The following is an 18,557-nucleotide window of genomic DNA, read 5'->3' as shown; positions in this document are numbered from 1 at the left end:
GTTGTCGGAGTCATCCGACTAAGCGATCCCCATCAGCAGGGTCTGGGCCAGCCCCGCGGCGAACTCGCCGACCGGCTGGAGCGGGCGGCCCGCCTCGGTCATGTCGTACGCGAACGCCCGCTGGGCGCATGCCCCCAGCAGGAGCGAGGCGGCGGCGAAGGTGTCGGCGCCGGGCCGGATCCGGCCGATGGCCTGCTCGGCCCGCAGGTAGGCGGCCAGCCCCTCGATGGGGCGGTGCGGGCCGCTGCCGAGTTCCCTGAGCGCCTGGTCGTGGCGGCGTTTGAGCTGCACCTCGGCGTAGAGCGAGGCGGCGATCGGGAAGCTCTGCTCGTAGAAGAGGGCGGCGCGGCGGGCGATCTCGGTGAGGTTCGCCTCGAGGCCGCCCTCCCCCGGCCGTTCGGTCAGCTCGTCAAGCAGCGGCGTGAGCTGCGGCAGCCGCTCCTTGAGGACGCTGATGAACAGCTCCTCCTTGCTGGCGAAGTGCTTGTAGAGAGCCGCCTCCGAGCAGCCGGCCGCCCGTGCGATCTCCTTCGTGGTGGTACGGGCGAGCCCGACGGTCAGCATGAGCTCGTGCGCGGCGTCCAGAATGCGCTGCCGGGTGGGCCGCTGCTCCATACACGCTCCCTGTGCTGACGGTCGGATCCTGCCGAACGGATCCTCGCGGACGAATCCTGCCGAACGAATCCCGCTGAACGAATCCCGCCGGAGTGGCTTGACGGGTGAGTGAGTACTTACCCACTCTAGTGGTGAGTGAATACTTACCCACCCGGAGGAGGTGCCATGAAGCTCACGGTGTTCGGTGCGACCGGCGGCGTCGGCAAGGAGATCGTCCGGCAGGGCCTGGCCGCGGGCCACCAGGTGACCGCCGTGGTGCGGGACCCTGCCCGGCTGCCGGTGCGAGGTGAGCGCCTGGAGGTGTTCCGCGCGGATCTGCGGGACCCCGAGGCGGTACGGCCGGCGGTGGCCGGAAGGGAGGCGGTGCTGTCCGGTCTGGGGGCGCGCAGCCGGAGCGAGGCCGGGATCGCCGCCGAGCTGACGCGGACGGTGCTCGGCGCGATGGACGCGGAGGGCGTGCGCCGCCTCGTCGTGGTCTCCGCGGCACCGGTGGGCCCGCCGGCCGAGGGCGAGCCGTTCGTCGACCGCGCGATGGTCTCGGTGGTCAAGGCGTTCCTCAACGCCGTCTACGCCGACCTGACCGCCATGGAGCAGGAACTCGCCCGCAGCGCCGCGGACTGGACGTCGGTGCGCCCGCCGAAGCTCACGGACCAGCCGCTCACCGGCGCCTACCGCACGGTCGTCGGCGGCACCCCGCGCAGGGGCCGCACCATCGGGCGCCCGGACGTGGCCCACGCGATGCTCGCGGCGCTGTCGGACCCTGCGACCGTGCACCAGGGCGTGGGAGTGGCGTACTGACGCCTCGGGTCCACGGGAGGAATCACCTCAGCCCCGCGGGGAGGACCCGTCATCCGCCCTGCGGAGACGATCGCCTCAGCTCCGCGGGGAAGGGCCCTCCAGCCCCGCAGGGAGGACCGCCTCAGTCCCACAGGGAGCAGCCCACCGTCATCGGCTCGTTGACCAGCCGCACCCCGAAGGCATCCTCGACGCCGGCGGCGACCTCCCTGGCCAGCGCGAGGAGGTCCGCCGTCCGCGCGCCGCCGCGGTTGGTGAGCGCCAGGGTGTGCTTGGTGGAGATGGAGACGCGGCCGGAGGCGGGGCCGTACCCCTTGCTGAAGCCCGCCTTGTCGATCAGCCAGGCGGCGGACAGCTTCGTGCGCCCCTCGCCCGTCGGGAAGGCCGGAAAGGAGACGTCGTCGCCGAGCCGGTCCACCACGCGCGCGTGGAACGCGGCGAACTCCTCGTCGACGAGCACGGGATTGGTGAAGAACGAGCCGGCGGACCAGGTGTCGTGGTCGTCCGGATCGAGCACCATGCCCTTGCCCGCGCGCAGCTTCAGCACCGTCTCGCGCGCCCGGGCGAGCGGCACCCGGTCGCCCACGTCCACGCCCAGCGCCCTGGCCGTCTCGCCATAGCGGACCGGCGCGGAGAGGCCGTCGGCGTCCTCCAGCCGGAACCGCACCCGCAGCACCACGAAGCGGTCGGGGTCGGCCTTGAAGCGACTGTGCCGGTACGAGAACGCGCACTCGGCGCTCGGAACCGTCACCGTCTCACCCGCCCGCCGGTCGTAGGCGATCACTTCCGTGATGGTGGACGAGACCTCCTGCCCGTAGGCGCCGACGTTCTGTATCGGGGTGGCGCCCGCCGAGCCGGGGATGCCGGCCAGGCACTCGATGCCGGCGAGTCCCTTCTCCACGGTCTGGGCGACCGCGTCCGTCCAGGTCTCGCCCGCCGCCACCTCCAGGTCGGTGCCGTCCAGCTCGAAGCCGGTGGTGGCGATGTGCACGGCGGTGCCGTCGAAGCCCTCGTCGGCGATCACGAGATTGCTGCCCCCGCCGACGAGCAGCAGCGGCGTGCCCTCGGCGTCGGCGGCACGGACCGCGGCGATCAGCTCGGCCTCGGTGGTCGCGGTGGCGAGCCGGGTGGCGGGGCCGCCGAGCCGGAAGGTGGTGAGGGGAGCGAGCGGGGCGTCGTGGAGTTCGTGCACGACCAGAAGGGTACGGGCCCGGCGCGCGCCGCACAGAACGGGCGGCGCCCTTCCCCCGCGGGCGCCCTTTCCCCGAGGGCGGGCTCCGGTGCTCCGCGGCCAGCCGTCCGGCTGGGGCGGCCCGGCGGGGACGCGGGTCACCGCGCCCGTGCCGGGCCGCCGCCGAACGAGGTGGGGAAGGTGCCGCCGGGCCGGTTCAGACGCCGGCCGGCGCACTCTCCCGGGACACCGGCTCGGCCGGGACCGGAGCCGGGGCCGAGGCCGCCCTGAGGCCGTGGCGGCGCGGTATGACCAGCGCCGCCACCGCCGCGAGGGCCACCGCGGCGGCGCCGATCCAGAGGGCGGGAACGAGCCCGTCGACGAAGCTCTGCGGGCTGCCGTAGCCGCCGTGATCGGCGAAGACCGTGGCCAGCACGGCGATCCCGAGCGCGCCGCCCACCTCCCGCATGGCGTTGTTGGCGCCGGAGGCGATGCCCTGCTCACCGGGCCGGACGCTGGCCATCACCAAGTGCGCGGCGGGGGCGAAGTACAGCGCCATGCCCAGCCCGCTGACGATCAGCGCGGGAAGCTGTGCCGTGTAGCTCACGTCCGGCGCCAGGACCATCGCGAACATCCCGAGCCCCGCCGCCTGCAAGGCCAGCCCGGTCGCGACGACCGGCCGCCCACCGATCCGGTCGGCGAGGATGCCGGCGACCGGTGCGACCAGCATCGGCATGCCGGTCCAGGGCAGCATCCGCAGCCCGGCCTCGGTCGGCGAGTAGCCGGAGACCCCTTGCAGGAACTGGCTGAGCAGGAAGATCGAGCCGAACATGCCCAGGAACATCAGCAGGCTGGCCGCGTTGATCCCGGAGAACGCCCGGCTGCGGAACAGCCGCATGGGCAGCATCGGGCGCTTCGCCCGCTGCTCGAAGGCCACGAACGCGGCGAGCAGCACCGCCCCTCCGACCAGCCCGGCCAGGACCCAGGTGTCGGTCCAGCCGTCGCTCGCGGCGTTCACGAGCGCGTAGACCACGCCGAACAGCCCGGCGCTGGCCAGCAGGGTGCCCGGGACGTCCAGACGGGCGTCGGGGGCGTAGGACTCGGCGAGCCGGAAGCGGGCGGGCAGCAGCAGGGCGAGGCCGATCGGCACGTTCAGCCAGAAGATCCAGTGCCAGGAGATGTGCTCGGTGAGGCTGCCGCCGATGAGCGGGCCGCCGGCGACCGCCAGGCCGTTGACGGCGCTCCAGATGCCGAGCGCCGCACCGCGCCGCGCGGCCGGTACCGCGGCCGTCAGCAGGGTCAGGGTGAGCGGCATCATCACCGCCGCGCCGACGCCCTGCACGGCCCGCGCCGCGATCAGCTCCCCGATGCCGGACGACGAGGCCGCGGCCGCGGAGGCGCCGGTGAAGACGGCGAGCCCGGCGACGAAGAGCCTGCGCCGGCCGAACCGGTCGCCCAGGGCGGCGCCCATCATCAGCAGCACGGCGAAGGTGAGCGTGTACGCGCTCACCGTCCACTCCAGGTCCTCCAGACCGCCGCCGAGGTCCTTGCGGATGGACGGCAGGGCGGTGGTGACGACGAGGTTGTCGAGCGCCGCCATGAAGCCGGCGAGGCTGGTCGTGACGAGCGCCCACACGACGCGCGAGCGCGGTGTCCCCGCGGCTGCCCCGGTCGGCTTCCCGGTGCCGGCTCCGGCGGGCACCACCGGGCCTCCCGCCGGGTCGGGGCCGGGGTCCGGGGCCCCTGCGGCCAAGGAATCGGGTGTGGACATGGTTCCCCTCCAGGTGGACTCAGTCCAGGTGATTCAGACGATGATTAGTAATTGATCACTAACTTTTCGGAGCATGAAACGGCCCCTCAAGGCGCGCGCATGAGGGTCGTCAGGTGGTGCGTGTCGTCCCCGCCGCCGGGCAGCGCGCTCGGCGGCGGGCCGGTCGGGTCAGCGCTCGCCGCGCTCCCCGCGCTCGCTGAGCACGACCGAGCTGATCCCCGCCCAGACCTTGTGTTCGCTGGGGAACCCCATGGCCACCAGGCAGTTGATGAGCATGCCACAGGCCAGGAAGGTGGTGGTCTCGTCGACGTCCGAGCCGAGGAGCTCGTGCACGGTGTCCCAGAGCCGCGCCCATCCGGCCCGTACGGCCTCGCCGAACTCGTGATCCCCGGCGGCCTCCGCCGTCGCGGCGGCCACGTACAGCTGCATCTGCATCAGCAGCCACTCCGACTGCCCCGTGACCATCTCGGTGTACGCGCCGGCCATCGCATGGAGGGCCCCTTCGCCCTCCTTGCCCTCGGCGGCGTTCCGGAAGAGCCGGTCGATGACTTCCACGCAGCGTTCGGCGGCCGCGAGGAAGATGGCCCGCTTGTCGGGGAAGAGCCGGAACAGGTACGGCTGCGACACCCCCACGCGTTTGGCGATCGCGTCGGTGGAGGTGCCGTAGTACCCGCCCCGGGCGAACTCGCTCAACGCCGCACGGATGACGCCTTCGCGCCGGTCCTCTGCGCTCATCCTGACCATGTAAGTAAGTTAGCACTCAATAACTAACGACGGCAAGGTCCCCCTGATGCCGGAACCCTCGACCTGATGCGCCGACGCGCCACAACCCGGATGCGGGTGAAGGACCCAAGCCGTAAGGGGCGCCCCACCATCGCGGACGCCCCTTACAACTTCTCTCGTAGCCGTAGCCGCAGCCGCAGCTGTCGCCGTAGCCGTCGGCTCAGGCCAGCCGGACCACGGCGCGGGCCAGCCCGAGGACCTTCTTGCCGTCGGAGGTGGCCATGAGGTCGACGCGGACCTGCCGGTCGTCGAGCTTGGCGGCCACCTTGCCGGAGACCTCGATGAGGGCGCCCTCGTCGTCGTCCGGAACGACGACCGGCTTGGTGAAGCGGGCGGTGTACTCGACGACCGCGCCGGGGTCGCCGGCCCAGTCGGTGACCAGCCGGGCCGCCTCGGCCATGGTGAACATGCCGTGCGCGATCACGTTCTCCAGGCCGACGCCCTTGGCGAAGCGCTCGTTCCAGTGGATCGGGTTGAAGTCGCCGGAGGCGCCCGCGTACTTGACCAGCGTCTCCCTGGTCACCGTGAACGTCTGGGCGGGCAGCTCGGTGCCCACCTCGGTGGTGTCGTAGCCGGGCCGCTCGGGGGCGGGCCGGTCCGCGCTCTGCGCCGTCTGCTGCGTCATCCGGGTCATGCCTCCTCGGGCCCGCGCGCCACGAGCTTGGTCCATGCGGTCACCACGTGCTCACCGGCCTCGTCGTACACGTCACCGCGGATGTCCAGGATGTCGTTGCCGGCGAGGGACTTTATGTCCGCGATGCTGGTGGTGACGGTGAGCCGGTCACCCGCGAGCACGGGGCGGGTGTATTCGAACCTCTGGTCGCCGTGCACCACGCGGCCGTAGTCGAGCCCTAGCTGGGGGTCGTCGATGACCTGGCCCGCGGCCCGGAAGGTGATGATGAAGACGAACGTCGGCGGGGCGACGACGTCGGGGTGGCCGAGCGCCTTGGCGGCCTCCGTGTCGGTGTACACGGGGTTGTCGTCCCCCACCGCCTTCGCGAACTCACGGATCTTCTCGCGGCCGACCTCGTAGGGGTCGGTGGGCGGGTAGGTCCGCCCGACGAAGGACTGGTCGAGCGCCATGGCTCGGCACCTCCTGCTCTGCTGCTGTCTCTGCGATCCCGTCCGGACCGTGCCTCACATCCGGGCCGTGCCGTGTGCCGTCACGTCCGGACCGTGTCATCCCGCCCGGGCCGTGTCGTCCGGTCCAGGCCGTCTTTTCCTGTACGACCCGGGCCCGGCCCGTCCGGACCCGGCCGTCCCGTTCAGACCTTGCCATCACGTCCGGGCGCGGGGGTGTACTGACGGCGCGAACCCGTTCCCCCGGCGTGTCCCGTGGGTGCACCGGCCGTTCCCCCGACGGGTGGCCGTTCCCGCACCATCCGATCGTTCAGGCAACACCCGGTCGTTCCTGCAACACCTGGCCGTTGCCCGGCGTCCGGTCAATCCTGCACCGCCCGGTCGTTCCCTCAAATGAAGCGAGGCCGTCCCCGTCAAATGGGGGACGGCCTCGCTGATGAGTCCGGCTAGCGCGTCTCGCGGTGGGGCGTGTGCGAGTTGCAACGCGGGCAGTACTTCTTCATCTCCATGCGATCCGGGTTGTTACGCCGGTTCTTCTTGGTGATGTAGTTCCGCTCCTTGCACTCCACGCAGGCCAGCGTGATCTTCGGGCGGACGTCGGTGGCAGCCACGTGAGTGCTCCTTGACGAACGGTGGACATAAAAACTTACTTGGAACGCAGAAAGAGTAGCCGACCGAAGGACCGACCCCGCAATCGGCTACTTAGAGTAGCGGTGACCGGACTTGAACCGGTGACACAGCGATTATGAGCCGCTTGCTCTACCGACTGAGCTACACCGCTGCGATGTGCTGCGAAACCCCGGCCGAGAACCGGGGTCCCGGCACTGCAAAGGTACCTCACACATCAGAGCCCCAAAACGGAATCGAACCGTTGACCTTCTCCTTACCATGGAGACGCTCTGCCGACTGAGCTATTGGGGCGAGCGAGGAAGACATTACACGGTCGTCGGCCGATCGCCCAAATCCGTTTCGGGGCCCTCGCGGTGGGTCCTGCCACGTCATGGCCAGGACGCCACCGGAGGGTCACGGGGCCCCCGGAACGTCCGCCCCACCTGCCACATGGGCGTGCCGCCGCACCCGCCCGCGGTTCCTCGGCCCGGGGCCGCCCATGCCCGGGCCAGGACCCGTTTCCCGCCCGGCCCAGGACCGTCCCCGCCCCGCCCAGGACCGTCCCCGCCCCGCCCAGGACCGTCCCTTCTCGCCCCTGAGACGTCCCCCGCGCACGCCGGGTACACGAGGGGCACGGCCCAGCGCACCACACCGGTACGACTATTCCGCTCCTCCCGGACGGCCGGTCACCGTCCACCTAGGCTCGGCGTACTCCCCCGGACGCCAGGAGCCCGATGCCCGACAGCCAGCCGCAGTGGCCCCCGCCCGAAGGCCGGGGCGGGTACCCGGGCGGATGGGGCCGGCCCGCGGCTGAGTCCCGTGGCCTGCTGCTCAGCGGCGCCCGGCTGGCCGACGGCCGCAGGGTGGACGTACGCCTCGCGGGCACGCGCATCGAGGCGGTGGGCACGGTGGGCAGCCTCGGCGCGCCGCCGGGCACCACGCTGGTGGACCTGGACGGCTACCTGCTGCTGCCCGCCCCCGCGGAGCCGCACGCGCACAGCGACACCGCCCTGTCGGCGGACACGGACGGACCGGTCGGCTACGAGGCGGAGGAAGTGCAGCGGCGCACCACGGAGGCCGCGTTGCTCCAGCTCGGGCACGGCGCCACGGCGCTGCGTTCGCACGTGCGGATCGGCGAGGTGCACGGCCTTCAGGCGCTGGAAGCGGTGCTGGAGGCGGGGCGCGCGCTGCGCGGGCTCGCCGACCTCTCCGTGGTGGCGGTGCCGAGGCTGCTGACCGGGGCGGCCGGCGCGGAGGGGCTGGCGCTGCTGCGTGACGCGGTCAAGATGGGCGCCTCGGTGGTGGGCGGCTGCCCGGACGCGGACCCCGACCCCGCCGGCTACGTGGAAGCCGTCCTGGAGATCGCCGCGGAGCACGGCTGCGCGGTGGATCTGCACACGGACGGTGACGATCCGGCCCGGCTCGCCCGCCTGGCAGCGGCGGTCGGCGGGCTGCGGCCCGGGGTGGTGGTGGGCCCCTGCGGCGGGCTCGCCCGGCTGCCGGTGAGGGTCGCCGGCCAGGCCGCGGAACGGCTCGCGGCGGCGGGGGTGACGGTGGTGTGCCTCCCGCAGGGCGGCTGCGGGATCTCCGGTTACGGCATGCCGGCCGGCTACGGGACGTCCGCCGGCTACGGCGTGGCTGCCGGCTACGGCATGCCTGGCGACCTCGGTATGCCGGCCGGCCCCGACGCCGCGGCGGGTTCCGGTTCCCCCGGGGACGCCGGCGCGCCGGGCGACCTGGGCGTGCCGCACGCGCAGGGTGCGCCGCCGCGCCTCGGTGCGCTGCCCCCGGACGGCGTGCCGGAGCTTTCCGGGGGCGTGGTGCGCTCCGGCACGGCGCCGGTGCGGCTGCTGCGCGCCGCCGGCGTGCGGGTCGCGGCGGGCAGCGGGGCACTGCGCGACACGACGAACCCGGTCGGCCGCGGCGACCCGCTGGAGGCCGCCTACCTGCTGGCCTCCCGGCACGGCCTGCCCCCCGCGGACGCGTACGAGGCGGTGAGCCGCATGGCGCGCACGGCCCTCGGGCTGCCCGAGGTCCGCGTCGAGGCGGGCTTCCCCGCGGAGCTCCTGGCGGTACGGGGCCGCCGGCTCGCGGGCGTCCTGTCCCTCGCGTACAGCCGCGTAGTCGTGCATCGGGGCCGAGTCGTCTCCCGCACCAGCGCGGTACGCGAGTACTGCGACTCGGCCGCCAGCATCGCCCTGGGCCTGCCCCGGCAGGGCGGGGGGCCGCGGGGGTTGGAGTGGGGCGGGGCGTAGGGGCGGCTGCTCTGGGTGGGGATGCTTTGGTGTGGGGGGCTGCTGCTCTGGACGGGAGGCTCCGAGCAGGGCAGGGCGGCTGCTCCGGGCGGCTATGCTCTGGACGGGCGGCTGCTCTGGACGTGGGCCGGCCCGGGTGGGGAGCCTCGGGCCACTCCCCCGGCCGCCGGAGTGTGCCGTGGGGCGAACTCGCCCCGAACGGCGTACGGTCGGAACCATGCGTACTGTCATCGCTGGTGGACACGGTCAGATCGCGTTGCGGCTGGAGAAGTTGCTCTCCGCGCGCGGTGACGAGGTCATGGGGCTGATCCGCAACGCCGCGCAGGCGGAGGACCTGCTGGCGGCCGGCGCCGAGCCCGCGGTGTGCGATCTGGAGTCGGCCGGGGTCGACGAGGTCGCGCGCCACCTCCAGGGCGCCGACACGGCGGTCTTCGCGGCGGGCGCCGGACCGGGCAGCGGGGTGGAGCGCAAGGAGACCGTGGACCGTGCCGCGGCAGTGCTGTTCGCGGACGCGGCCGAACGGGCGGGTGCCCGGCGGTTCCTCCTGGTGTCCTCCCAGAGGGCCGACCCGAACCACGCCGGGGACGAGGTCATCGACGCGTACCTGCGCGCCAAGGGCAAGGCCGAGGAGGCCATCCGGGGCCGTTCAGGCCTGGACTGGACGATCCTGCGCCCCGGCAGGCTCACCAATGACCGCGGCACCGGCCTGGTGCGCCTGGAGGCGAGTACCGGCCGCGGCAGCATCCCCCGGGACGACGTCGCCGCGGTCCTGGCCGAACTGGGCGACTCGGCCGCGACGGCGGGCCTCACCCTGGACCTGATCGGCGGCTCCACGCCGGTGTCGGTGGCGGTCAAGTCGGTGGCCGGAAACTGATCCTGACGAGGGGGGTCGGTTCCGTGGCCGGCGGCTGATTCCGGCCGGTGGCGGCTGTTTCCCGCCGGTGAACGTCCGACCCCGCCTCAGCGGTTGTCGGAGGCGGCGTTGTCGGGGGCGGCGTGGGGCGCGTGGTCGGCGGCGGCGTGAGGGTCGTTGTCGGCGGCGTGGTTGTCGGCGGCGCCGTTGCCGGTGGCGGCGGCGGCCTCGGTGGCCTGGGCACCCTCGGCATCGTCGGCGTGATCGTGGTCGTCCAGCGGGCCTCGGGAGGCGTGGTGGGCCCGGTCCCGGGCCCGGTATGCGGTGGCGAGGTTGTCGCGGCTGGCCGCGGTGTCCGGGTGGGTGTCGCCCAGGACCTCCAGGCGCTGGGCGAGCGTGGCCTCGAACAGCGGGATGGCCCGTTCCAGATCCCCCGCCGACTCGTACGCGCAGGCGAGGTTGTTGCGGCTGGTCAGGGTGCTCGGGTGGGCGTCGCCCAGGACCTCCACACGCTGGGCCAGGGTGGCCTGGAACAGCGGGATGGCCCGTTCCAGATCCCCGGCCCGCAGGTAGGTGCCGGCGAGGTTGTTGCGGCTGATCAACGTGTCAGGATGGACGTCGCCGAGAATCCGTTCGCGGTGCGCGAGGGTGGCCTCGAACAGCGCGAGGGCCCGCTCCAGATCCCCCGCCGCCCGGTAGGCACCGGCCAGGTTGTTGCGACTGACCAACGTGTCAGGATGGACGTCGCCCAGGACCCGTTCACGCTGGGCCAGAGTGGTCTCGAACAGCGGGACGGCCCGTTCCGGATCGCCGGCTGCCCGGTACGCCTGCGCGAGGTTGTTCCGGCTGGTCAACGTCCTCGGATGGGTGTCACCGAGAATCCGCTGGCGCTGCGCCAGGGTGACCTCGTACAGCCGGACGGCCCGTTCCGGATCCCCCGCCGCCCGGTAGGCACCGGCCAGATTGTTACGGGTGGCCAACGTGTCCGGATGCGTGTCACCCAGCACCCGTTCGCGGTAGGCGAGGGCGGCCTCGCACAGCGGAACGGCCCTGGCCTGCTGACCCAGCCGATGCAGATGGTCGGCCGTCTCCAGGTACAGCGTCGCGCAGTCAGCGCAGTCGTGGCCCGGCGGTGTGGTGGCGGCCAGCGCGAGGATGTGGGACATCAACTGCTCGCAGCGGTCGGTGTCCAGCCCGGTGCCGGGCCCCCCTGGCCGGACCGCGCGCAGCAGCAACCGCTCGGCTTCCTTCCGGCCTGCCGGGGCTCTGCGGCTTCCGGCCGGTGCGGTCGGTGCGGATGGTGCGGTCGGCGCTGTCGCTACGGCCGGTGCCGTAGGTGCGGCTGGCTCGACCGGTGACACGGATACGGCCGGCTCGGCCGGCTCGGGCGAACCGGTCATGTGGCCGGATCGGGCGCGGGCGCGCAGGACGGCCTGGACCAGGCGGTGGACGCTCACGGTGCCGCCGGTGAAGGAGACCATGTTGTAGGCGTGCAGGACGCCCAGGGCCTTGTCGAGGTCGGTGGGGCGGTCGGCGAGGGGCGCGAGCAGCGTCCGGGGGCAGTGGTCGGGGGCGAGCCAGGCCAGGGTGTGCAGGACGGTCACGGCGAGTTCGCTGCGCCGGCTGATGGCGGCGAGGGTCAGGTCCCAGATGCGGGCGATGGTGCGCCGCGGATCGATGCCGTCGACGGCTTCGTCCAGCATGAGGCCGAGGTCGTCGCGGTAGGCGGCGAAGTCGGTGCCGGTCTGGTGCACGTAGGCGGCGGCCTGTTTCAGGGCGAGCGGCAGGTGGCCCAGGTCGTGCGCCAGGGCGCGGGCGTCCGCGCGCTGCCGGTCGGTCGGTGCCCGGCCGCCCAGGGCGAGGGTGCAGAGCAGCTCGGTGCCCGCCTCGGGGTCCAGGACGCCGAGGGGCAGGGTGGGGGCGATGTCGTGCCAGCCGGTGGCCTTGCGGCTGGTGACCAGGTGGTGCCCGCCGGGCAGCGTGCCGAGATGGGGGCGGAGGTGTTCGGGTTCTTCGACGTTGTCGAAGACCAGCAGCCAGCCTGGGTGCCATTGCAGCCACAGGACGGCCCAGGCGGCACGCTGGGCGGGCTGGACGGTACCGGCCCAGTTCGGGTGCAGGTAGCCGGCCAGATCGGCGAACCCGGCCGCGATCTGCTCGGGGGACGTGGCCGTGATCCACCACACAAGGCTGTAGGAACGGCGGTAGTGGTGCGCGTAGTGCAGCGCAAGGGTGCTCTTGCCGATCCCGCCGAGCCCGTGCACGGCCCGCGCCTGGGTGACGGCCACCTCGCCCTGCCCGGCCAGCGCCGCCCGCAACTCCTCCCGCTCCCGTGCCCGCCCGACCACGCCCACCGCCGGCGCCGGCAGGTACCCGGCCCCCGGCGGCGCGCCGACCTCACGCGCCGACTGCCTCTCGTCCGCGCTCAGCACGGTCACGTGCGCATGGTCGCCGGTGACGGCGGTGCCGATGGTCTGGGCGGCGATGGAGCGGGGGCCGGAGGCGTGGGGGGACGGCGGGGGTGCGGGGTGCGAGCGGGGGTCGGTCACTTGGCTTCGGGGCCGTCTGCTGGGGTGCCGTCAGCTGGGGTGCGATCGGTCACGGGGGCGTTGGCTGGGGTGCCACCGGCCATGGGGGCGTTGGCTGCGGTGCCGCCTGCCTCAGGGGCGTTGGCTGCGGTGCCGTGGTCGCCGGTGATGGCGGTGCCGATGGTCTGGGCGGCGATCGATCGCTCCCCGGAGGCGGTGATCGTCACGCTCCCCGCCGGGACGGCCGGCAGCAGCGCGGCCAGCTCCCTCATCAACTCGGCGTCCTCGCGCAGGGCGCGCTTGATCTGCTGGCGCAGCGCTCCGCCCGCGTCGGCGTCCTGCGGATCGTCGGCCGCGTCCTGCACGGCCTGCTCCAACGCGTCCCGGTCCCGCCCGCCGAGCCGCTGCCACACGGCACGCAGCACCCGACGGCCCACGTTGGCCGTCCCGTCGACCGCGGCGTCCTGCGCCCGCACCAGGACAGCGCCCCCGTACGAGCCCAGCGCAGCAGTCACGTAGGGCCCCGCCTGCTCCACCAGCTGCACGATCTCCGTACTCATCCCCGCCCCTCCGCACACCGCCCCAAGCGATTCCCCCAGCGTATGGAACCGCCTGTCCGCGTGCAGCGGAACGCCCGCGGAGGATCATTGAGGAAGGCTTCCGTCGTGAGGCCGGGCGGGTATGCGCAGGGCGAGGATGGCGATGTCGTCGTGGCCGTCGCCCAGGTGCTGGTCGGCGAGGGTCTGGCACAGCTCGTCCAGCGCCGATCGGACGCTGCGGGCAGCGGTAGCCGCGAGGGAGGCCATGCCCACGTCGATCGACTCGCCGGGCCGCTCGACCAGTCCATCGGTGAAGAAGACCACCGTGGCGCCCTGGGGCAGTGCGCGGGTGGTGTCGAAGCGGGGCTGGTCGGGATCGACGCCGAGCGGCAGGCCGGGCTCGGTGTTCAGGTACTCGGCCGTACCGGCGGGGGTGAGCAGCAGCGGCGGGAGGTGGCCCGCGCTGCTCCACAGCAGCCGCCAGCCGTCGCCGCTCGGCTCGATGGAGGCCACGCATGCGGTGGTGAGGGGACTCCCGTTGATCGCGTGCAGCGTCCGGTCGACCGTGGCCAGCACGGAGCCGGGCGCGGCGGGCCGGTCGTAGAGCAGGGCGCGCAGCATGTTGCGGATCTGGGCCATCGCAGCGGCGGCTTGCAGGCTGTGCCCGGCGACGTCACCGATCACGGCGCCGACGGCTCCGCCGGACAGCGGGAGGGCGTCGTACCAGTCCCCGCCCAGCTTCTCGGCGGCTGGACGGTAGACGACGGCCGCCTGGAAAGGGGCCAGATCCGGCAGCGTCGGCAGCAGCAGGCGCTGGAAGGCTAGCCATTGGACGGTGACGTCCCGCAGCGTGACGACACGCAGCGAATCGCCGTCCGCGGTGGTCTCGCTGACGCGCATCTCGACGACTCGGACGCCACCCCCGGGCTGCGTCAGCTCCACGTCCGTCGACTGGCCGGCCACGACCGGGAAGCCGAACGGGGCGCCCAGCAGGTCCCGGGCGGGGCGGCCGAAGAGCTCCGTCGCGGCTGGATTGCACAGCCGGACAACCCCCTGGTCGTCCACGGCGAGGATCCCGTCGGCGGACGCGGAGATGACCGCGTCGACGAGGTCGCCGCCAAGTCCGCGGGGCCCGGCTCCGGAGTCGCTCATGTCACGGGGGGCGGCGCTCAGATGCCATCGTCGATGACGCCCGGCCACGGTGGCGCGTCCAGGCCGGCGGCCTCCACTTCGTCGAGGCTGGCGACCGGGGCGCCGATGTGCATGCCCTCCGAGGTGATGGTGACCTGGCGCACGGCCTCGTCGTGGGCGGAGCCGCGGTTCTGCACGACGGCCACGGTGCGCTGGATCATCCCGGCCCGCTGGACGTACCGCAGCGCGATGGTGACGTCGGTGAGGCTGGCCAGCTCGCGCGCGATCGACGGTGTCTGCACGGGTGAGTAGCGGCTGATGGGAGCGGAGGTGAACAGCGTGGTGATGCGGCGCTCGCGGACGACCGCACCCAGCGCGATCACCAGGTCGAGGAGCGCCCTCGGGGTGGCGATGCGTTCCAGCGCGGACAGGGTGTCGATGACCAGGCGCTCGGGCCGGAAATCCATCACCGCCCGCCTGATCCGGATGAAGTAGTCCTCCAGGGAGGCCACTTCCGGGTAGTCGCACACGACGTGCAGCAGGCCGCGTTCCTCCAGGCCGTCCAGGTCGATTCCCCAGCCGAGGGCGTTGCGCCTCATCTGCTCGCGGGTCTCGTCGAAGGTGAACCCCAGGCACTGCTCCCCCGCCGCGACACCGGCCTCCAGGAACCTCAGACCGGTCAGCGTCTTGCCGGACCCGGAGGGCCCGGACAGCAGGACGACGGCGTCCCGGTAGAACCCGCCGCCACACATCCGGTCCAGTTCCGCGTTGCCGGAGGTCACGCGGGTGCTGGAGGCGGGCGCGGACGGCATGCCGAGGAAGGCGAGCGGGATGACGACGAACCCTTCGCTCGGGTCGATGGTGAACAGCCACTCCCCGGTACGGTGCGGGGCACCGCGGAACTTGACGATCTCGACGGTACGGCGCCGGCGCTCCTGGATCAGCACGTTGCGCAGGACGATCACGTTGTCGACGACGAACTCCTCCACGTGGTATCGGGAGACGCCGTCGTACTCGCTGTTCCGCTCGGCCGTGATGATCGAGGTGACCCCCAGCGAGTTCAGTGTGGAAGCGAGCCTGTGGCTCTCCCTGCGGACGATCCCGGTGTCGGTGAACCGTGCGAACACGGCCCCCACCGAGTCCAGCGCCACCCTTGACGCGCCGATCCGGCGGACCGCGTGGTCGATGCGGGACGTCAGCGCGCCGAAATCGTAGGCCCCGATGACGGCGGCTTCCTCCTCCTTGCTCTCGGCGGCGTCCACGAACGCCCACTTCCCCTCGGCCTCCCACCGCTCGATGGGAAAGCCCAGCGAGGCGAAGTTGCGGCGGATCGCCTCCGGCGGCTCCTCGAAGGTGACGAACACCCCCGGCTGGCCGAACTTCGCGATCCCGCGGGCGAGGAACTCCCCGGCGAAGATCGTCTTACCGCTGCCGGTCGTGCCGGTGACCAGCGTGGGCCTGCACGCCGGCAGCCCGCCGATCGCCACCTGGTCGAACCCGTTGATCCCGGTGGGAACCCGCTCGATCGAGTCTGTCTCAGTCACCGCCGGCCTCCTTCTCCCTGCGGACCTCCCGCGGCTCACCCGGTAGACCCAGCGCGTTCGCGACCCTCGGCGGGTCGGACAAGTCCCCGATCACCCGCAGCTGCGGCAGAGGCAGGAGCCTGACGACGGTCGGCGTGACCAGGATCCGCTGCTCCTCCGCCAGCCCCGGCCGGGCCACCACGTCCACCACCTCCAGCTCATAGCCTCCCGGCAGCCGCTCCCCGGCCAGCGCCCGCAGATTCGCCTCGGCAGCGCTGGACCGTTCCGACTGCCCGGCCACGTACAGGCGGAACGCGAAGTCCGTCATCTCCCGTCCGCCTTTCCCGGTGGCACGGCATGCGAAGGCGCTCCTGCCCGGTCCTCACCACCCGCGACGCGGCCTCCGCCGCCCCGCCACTCCGTGACGTCCATCCAGGCACCTGCCTCACCCTGCTCGGGAAACACCCGGGGCGCTTCACCGCAGAGACACGCAGCGCAACCGCTACCGAAGACGCGTGAACGCCTCCCGGGCCGTCCCAGCACCGGGGCAGTCCTCTCACACCGACGCGGGCGGTCCGTGCCGCCGACCGGGGGCTGCTCCGCCCTCACACCGTCGCACGGCCTCCCACCGGGTGCGAGCAGGAGACGGCCGTGCGAGTAGGCAGGGATGATCAGGGCGTACTCCCCCGGTAGGCGCCTGGACCGCTGCATCAGCGATGGCTGCATCGGCGATGGCTGCATCAGCGATGTAGGGCTCTCCGCGTCCTCTGCGACGGCGTGCCTGATCGTCCGGGACCGCATTCACCGCATTCACCGCAGCACCTGAACGCTGGAGGCCGGCACCCTCAACCCGCCCTCGACATGTCCTGGCTGGCCCTGCAAGGCAGGCGTCACCAAACGGCAATCAACGTTCCAGGCATACAGCGCATCCCCGGCAAGCCCCGAAACCTGCGTGCCACTCTCGTACCACATCGGAAGGACGATCACGGTCGCCAGCGGAAACCAACGGACCAGCCGAAAAACGCCCCCTGACTGCGTTTCCGCAGTCAGGGGGCGTTTCCTTCAGTGTGGCGGCGCCAGGATTCGAACCTGGGAAGGCTGAGCCGGCAGATTTACAGTCTGCTCCCTTTGGCCGCTCGGGCACACCGCCAGGGAAGCTGCTCCGTGGCCTGCTCTGGGCGGACCCCGGCGCAACGACGTAAACGATACCTGATCGACGAGGGTGCTTCGCCACCGGATTGATCGCCGCCCGTGGTCGGCCCCGGGCGCACCCAGGGTGACTAGGCTGGGTCGGTGCGGCCACCGGTGACGGGAGGCCGTGACCTATGTACCCGGATACAAGGAGCCACAGGACATGGCCGACTCCAGTTTCGACATCGTCTCGAAGGTCGAGCGGCAGGAGGTCGACAACGCCCTCAACCAGGCCGCGAAGGAGATCTCGCAGCGCTACGACTTCAAGAACGTCGGGGCCTCGATCGCCTGGTCCGGCGAGAAGATCCTGATGCAGGCGAACTCCGAGGAGCGGGTGAAGGCGATCCTCGACGTGTTCCAGTCCAAGCTGGTCAAGCGCGGTATCTCCCTCAAGTCGCTCGATGCGGGCGAGGCCCAGATCTCCGGCAAGGAGTACAAGATCTTCGCCTCCATCGAGGAGGGCATCTCCCAGGACAACGCCAAGAAGGTCGCGAAGATCATCCGTGATCAGGGGCCCAAGGGCGTCAAGGCCCAGGTCCAGGGCGACGAGTTGCGGGTCAGCTCGAAGAGCCGCGACGACCTCCAGGCCGTGATCGCCCTGCTCAAGGGAGAGGACTTCGACTTCGCCCTGCAGTTCGTGAACTACCGCTGACCGGGGCCGGTACGCCGCCGCCGGCGCGGCGGTCCGTCCGGCCCGCTCAGCGCACGACGACCTCCGCACGACGACCTCCGCACGACGACGTATGCACGACGACGTGTGCACAACGCCTCTGCCGGGCGCCCCGCGTGCTACGGCCTCGTATACCGCGCGAGGTCGAGGCCCTCGGCCCACGCGTCACCGTCGCGGCTTCCGGCGGCCCGCCGCCGCGGTCGGGGCCCTCGGAGTCGGACCGTGCAGGCCTCTGCAGCCTGGCCCGATTCGGCCGGGCCGGGCCGCAGAGGTCTGGAGCGGTGACCACGCCACCTTGGCCATCGCCACCGTGACCCGTCGGCACCGCGAGCCCGTCCCACCATCGAGGGAACGTTCCTGACTCACCGTTCCCCGGCAGCCCGCGGACCGGGCCGAACGGCACGGACACCGGACCGGGTGCTGGCTGGGGCCGCCCCGGCCCCCTCATCCCCGCCGCCGTCCCCCTCACCTGTTGCGCGAGTTCCCGAAGAAGATGCGGTAGAGGATCAGCAGGACGAGCGAGCCGCCGATCGCCGACAGCCATGTCGCGCCGTCGAAGAAGTCCTTGGTGACCGGGTGGTCCAGGAATTGGGTGGAGATCCAGCCGCCGAGGAAGGCGCCGATGATGCCGATGACCGTCGTGCCGATCAGGCCGCCCGGGTCGCGGCCCGGCAGCAGGAACTTGGCTATGCCGCCGGCGAGGAGTCCGAGGATTATCCAGCTGATGTAACCCATGCAGGGTTCTGCCTTTCGTGCGTGTCACCGTGGCACTGCGCGCCGCGGCGGTCGGGTAGCGGAGGTGGATTGGGGTGTCGTGGAAGGCCGGGACGACGGGGGGGGAGGCGGCGGGGCGGGGACGGGGCGGGTCTGTGGGGACGGAGTCGGTGAGATGCTGTGCGGTGGCGGCACGGCCCGGGGACGGCCGGCGCCCGTGCGCCGTCAGCCACGGGCCGTGTTCATCCGGACTGTGGTTCGTCCGGATGGTGGTTCATCCGGATCGTGGCTCGTCCAGACTGCGATTCATCCGGACTGCCGTTCGTCCG

General features: G+C 72.3%; 17 protein-coding genes and 3 tRNA genes. 4 read left to right on the top strand and 16 right to left on the bottom strand.

Features of this window, described 5'->3' with window-relative positions:
* Positions 1–18: 18 nt before the first annotated feature.
* Positions 19–615, bottom strand: coding sequence for a TetR/AcrR family transcriptional regulator (locus tag Sm713_RS02525; protein WP_212908066.1), 597 nt, complete (start codon positions 613–615; stop codon positions 19–21).
* A 165-nt stretch (positions 616–780) separates the two neighbouring features.
* On the opposite strand from Sm713_RS02525, the gene Sm713_RS02520 reads away from it, so the two are divergent.
* Positions 781–1,413, top strand: coding sequence for an NAD(P)-dependent oxidoreductase (locus Sm713_RS02520; RefSeq protein WP_212908065.1), 633 nt, complete (start codon positions 781–783; stop codon positions 1,411–1,413).
* Between the two features lie 121 nt (positions 1,414–1,534).
* On the opposite strand, the gene Sm713_RS02515 is transcribed toward Sm713_RS02520, so the two are convergent.
* The 8 genes from Sm713_RS02515 to Sm713_RS02480 form a co-directional block, all read right to left on the bottom strand.
* Entirely contained in the window at positions 1,535–2,602 is a 1,068-nt protein-coding gene (locus Sm713_RS02515) for a UDP-N-acetylmuramate dehydrogenase (RefSeq protein ID WP_212908064.1), read from the bottom strand.
* 196 nt (positions 2,603–2,798) lie between these two features.
* Positions 2,799–4,352 (bottom strand): DHA2 family efflux MFS transporter permease subunit, encoded by a 1,554-nt coding sequence (locus Sm713_RS02510; RefSeq protein ID WP_212908063.1) that lies wholly within the window; start codon positions 4,350–4,352, stop codon positions 2,799–2,801.
* A gap of 168 nt (positions 4,353–4,520) precedes the next feature.
* Positions 4,521–5,096, bottom strand: a complete 576-nt coding sequence (locus tag Sm713_RS02505) for a TetR/AcrR family transcriptional regulator (protein WP_212908062.1) — start codon at positions 5,094–5,096, stop codon at positions 4,521–4,523.
* Between the two features lie 199 nt (positions 5,097–5,295).
* Entirely contained in the window at positions 5,296–5,760 is a 465-nt protein-coding gene (locus tag Sm713_RS02500) for a MaoC family dehydratase (RefSeq protein WP_212908061.1), read from the bottom strand.
* Between the two features lie 5 nt (positions 5,761–5,765).
* Positions 5,766–6,218: a MaoC family dehydratase N-terminal domain-containing protein gene (locus tag Sm713_RS02495; RefSeq protein ID WP_212908060.1), complete on the bottom strand. Its 453-nt coding sequence runs from the start codon at positions 6,216–6,218 to the stop codon at positions 5,766–5,768.
* Positions 6,219–6,661: 443 nt separating this feature from the next.
* Positions 6,662–6,826 carry a 50S ribosomal protein L33 gene (gene rpmG, locus Sm713_RS02490; protein ID WP_212908059.1) on the bottom strand — a complete coding sequence of 55 codons (165 nt, stop codon included), beginning with the start codon at positions 6,824–6,826 and terminating at the stop codon, positions 6,662–6,664.
* A gap of 97 nt (positions 6,827–6,923) precedes the next feature.
* Positions 6,924–6,996 (bottom strand) — tRNA-Met (locus tag Sm713_RS02485).
* A 67-nt stretch (positions 6,997–7,063) separates the two neighbouring features.
* Positions 7,064–7,136, bottom strand: a tRNA-Thr gene (locus Sm713_RS02480).
* 422 nt (positions 7,137–7,558) lie between these two features.
* On the opposite strand from Sm713_RS02480, the gene Sm713_RS02475 reads away from it, so the two are divergent.
* Positions 7,559–9,079, top strand: a complete 1,521-nt coding sequence (locus Sm713_RS02475; RefSeq protein WP_212908058.1) for a hydrolase — start codon at positions 7,559–7,561, stop codon at positions 9,077–9,079.
* A gap of 217 nt (positions 9,080–9,296) precedes the next feature.
* Positions 9,297–9,953, top strand: a complete 657-nt coding sequence (locus Sm713_RS02470; protein ID WP_212908057.1) for an SDR family oxidoreductase — start codon at positions 9,297–9,299, stop codon at positions 9,951–9,953.
* Between the two features lie 86 nt (positions 9,954–10,039).
* Here the strand turns inward: Sm713_RS02470 and Sm713_RS41130 are convergent, their stop codons facing one another.
* The 6 genes from Sm713_RS41130 to Sm713_RS02440 form a co-directional block, all read right to left on the bottom strand.
* Positions 10,040–12,481: a tetratricopeptide repeat protein gene (locus tag Sm713_RS41130; RefSeq protein WP_212908056.1), complete on the bottom strand. Its 2,442-nt coding sequence runs from the start codon at positions 12,479–12,481 to the stop codon at positions 10,040–10,042.
* Positions 12,478–13,020 carry a hypothetical protein gene (locus Sm713_RS02460; RefSeq protein WP_249416041.1) on the bottom strand — a complete coding sequence of 181 codons (543 nt, stop codon included), beginning with the start codon at positions 13,018–13,020 and terminating at the stop codon, positions 12,478–12,480. Before Sm713_RS02460 ends, Sm713_RS41130 begins: the two co-directional genes overlap by 4 nt.
* An 84-nt stretch (positions 13,021–13,104) precedes the next feature.
* Entirely contained in the window at positions 13,105–14,151 is a 1,047-nt protein-coding gene (locus Sm713_RS02455) for a SpoIIE family protein phosphatase (RefSeq protein WP_212908055.1), read from the bottom strand.
* 17 nt (positions 14,152–14,168) lie between these two features.
* Positions 14,169–15,674 carry a circadian clock protein KaiC gene (gene kaiC / locus Sm713_RS02450; protein ID WP_212908054.1) on the bottom strand — a complete coding sequence of 502 codons (1,506 nt, stop codon included), beginning with the start codon at positions 15,672–15,674 and terminating at the stop codon, positions 14,169–14,171.
* Positions 15,667–15,981, bottom strand: a complete 315-nt coding sequence (locus Sm713_RS02445; protein ID WP_212908053.1) for a circadian clock KaiB family protein — start codon at positions 15,979–15,981, stop codon at positions 15,667–15,669. Before Sm713_RS02445 ends, kaiC begins: the two co-directional genes overlap by 8 nt.
* Positions 15,982–16,721: 740 nt before the next feature.
* Positions 16,722–16,803, bottom strand: a tRNA-Tyr gene (locus Sm713_RS02440).
* 204 nt (positions 16,804–17,007) lie between these two features.
* Here Sm713_RS02440 and Sm713_RS02435 point away from each other — a divergent pair.
* Positions 17,008–17,496: a YajQ family cyclic di-GMP-binding protein gene (locus tag Sm713_RS02435; RefSeq protein ID WP_212908052.1), complete on the top strand. Its 489-nt coding sequence runs from the start codon at positions 17,008–17,010 to the stop codon at positions 17,494–17,496.
* A 483-nt stretch (positions 17,497–17,979) separates the two neighbouring features.
* On the opposite strand, the gene Sm713_RS02430 is transcribed toward Sm713_RS02435, so the two are convergent.
* Entirely contained in the window at positions 17,980–18,249 is a 270-nt protein-coding gene (locus Sm713_RS02430; RefSeq protein WP_212908051.1) for a GlsB/YeaQ/YmgE family stress response membrane protein, read from the bottom strand.
* Positions 18,250–18,557 lie beyond the last annotated feature (308 nt).

The sequence above is a fragment of the Streptomyces sp. TS71-3 genome, assembly GCF_018327685.1.
Classification (GTDB): domain Bacteria; phylum Actinomycetota; class Actinomycetes; order Streptomycetales; family Streptomycetaceae; genus Streptomyces.
This window is presented reverse-complemented; position numbering and strand designations above follow the sequence as displayed.

Coding starts and splice junctions, on each gene's coding strand:
- Sm713_RS02445 (WP_212908053.1), bottom strand. CDS start 15,981: ATGACGGACTTCGCGTTCCGCCTGTACGTGGCCGGGCAGTCGGAACGG.
- Sm713_RS02495 (WP_212908060.1), bottom strand. CDS start 6,218: ATGGCGCTCGACCAGTCCTTCGTCGGGCGGACCTACCCGCCCACCGAC.
- Sm713_RS02505 (WP_212908062.1), bottom strand. CDS start 5,096: ATGGTCAGGATGAGCGCAGAGGACCGGCGCGAAGGCGTCATCCGTGCG.
- Sm713_RS02525 (WP_212908066.1), bottom strand. CDS start 615: ATGGAGCAGCGGCCCACCCGGCAGCGCATTCTGGACGCCGCGCACGAG.
- Sm713_RS02430 (WP_212908051.1), bottom strand. CDS start 18,249: ATGGGTTACATCAGCTGGATAATCCTCGGACTCCTCGCCGGCGGCATA.
- Sm713_RS02470 (WP_212908057.1), top strand. CDS start 9,297: ATGCGTACTGTCATCGCTGGTGGACACGGTCAGATCGCGTTGCGGCTG.
- Sm713_RS02510 (WP_212908063.1), bottom strand. CDS start 4,352: ATGTCCACACCCGATTCCTTGGCCGCAGGGGCCCCGGACCCCGGCCCC.
- Sm713_RS02435 (WP_212908052.1), top strand. CDS start 17,008: ATGGCCGACTCCAGTTTCGACATCGTCTCGAAGGTCGAGCGGCAGGAG.
- Sm713_RS02500 (WP_212908061.1), bottom strand. CDS start 5,760: ATGACGCAGCAGACGGCGCAGAGCGCGGACCGGCCCGCCCCCGAGCGG.
- Sm713_RS02455 (WP_212908055.1), bottom strand. CDS start 14,151: ATGAGCGACTCCGGAGCCGGGCCCCGCGGACTTGGCGGCGACCTCGTC.
- Sm713_RS02520 (WP_212908065.1), top strand. CDS start 781: ATGAAGCTCACGGTGTTCGGTGCGACCGGCGGCGTCGGCAAGGAGATC.
- Sm713_RS02475 (WP_212908058.1), top strand. CDS start 7,559: ATGCCCGACAGCCAGCCGCAGTGGCCCCCGCCCGAAGGCCGGGGCGGG.
- Sm713_RS02460 (WP_249416041.1), bottom strand. CDS start 13,020: ATGAGTACGGAGATCGTGCAGCTGGTGGAGCAGGCGGGGCCCTACGTG.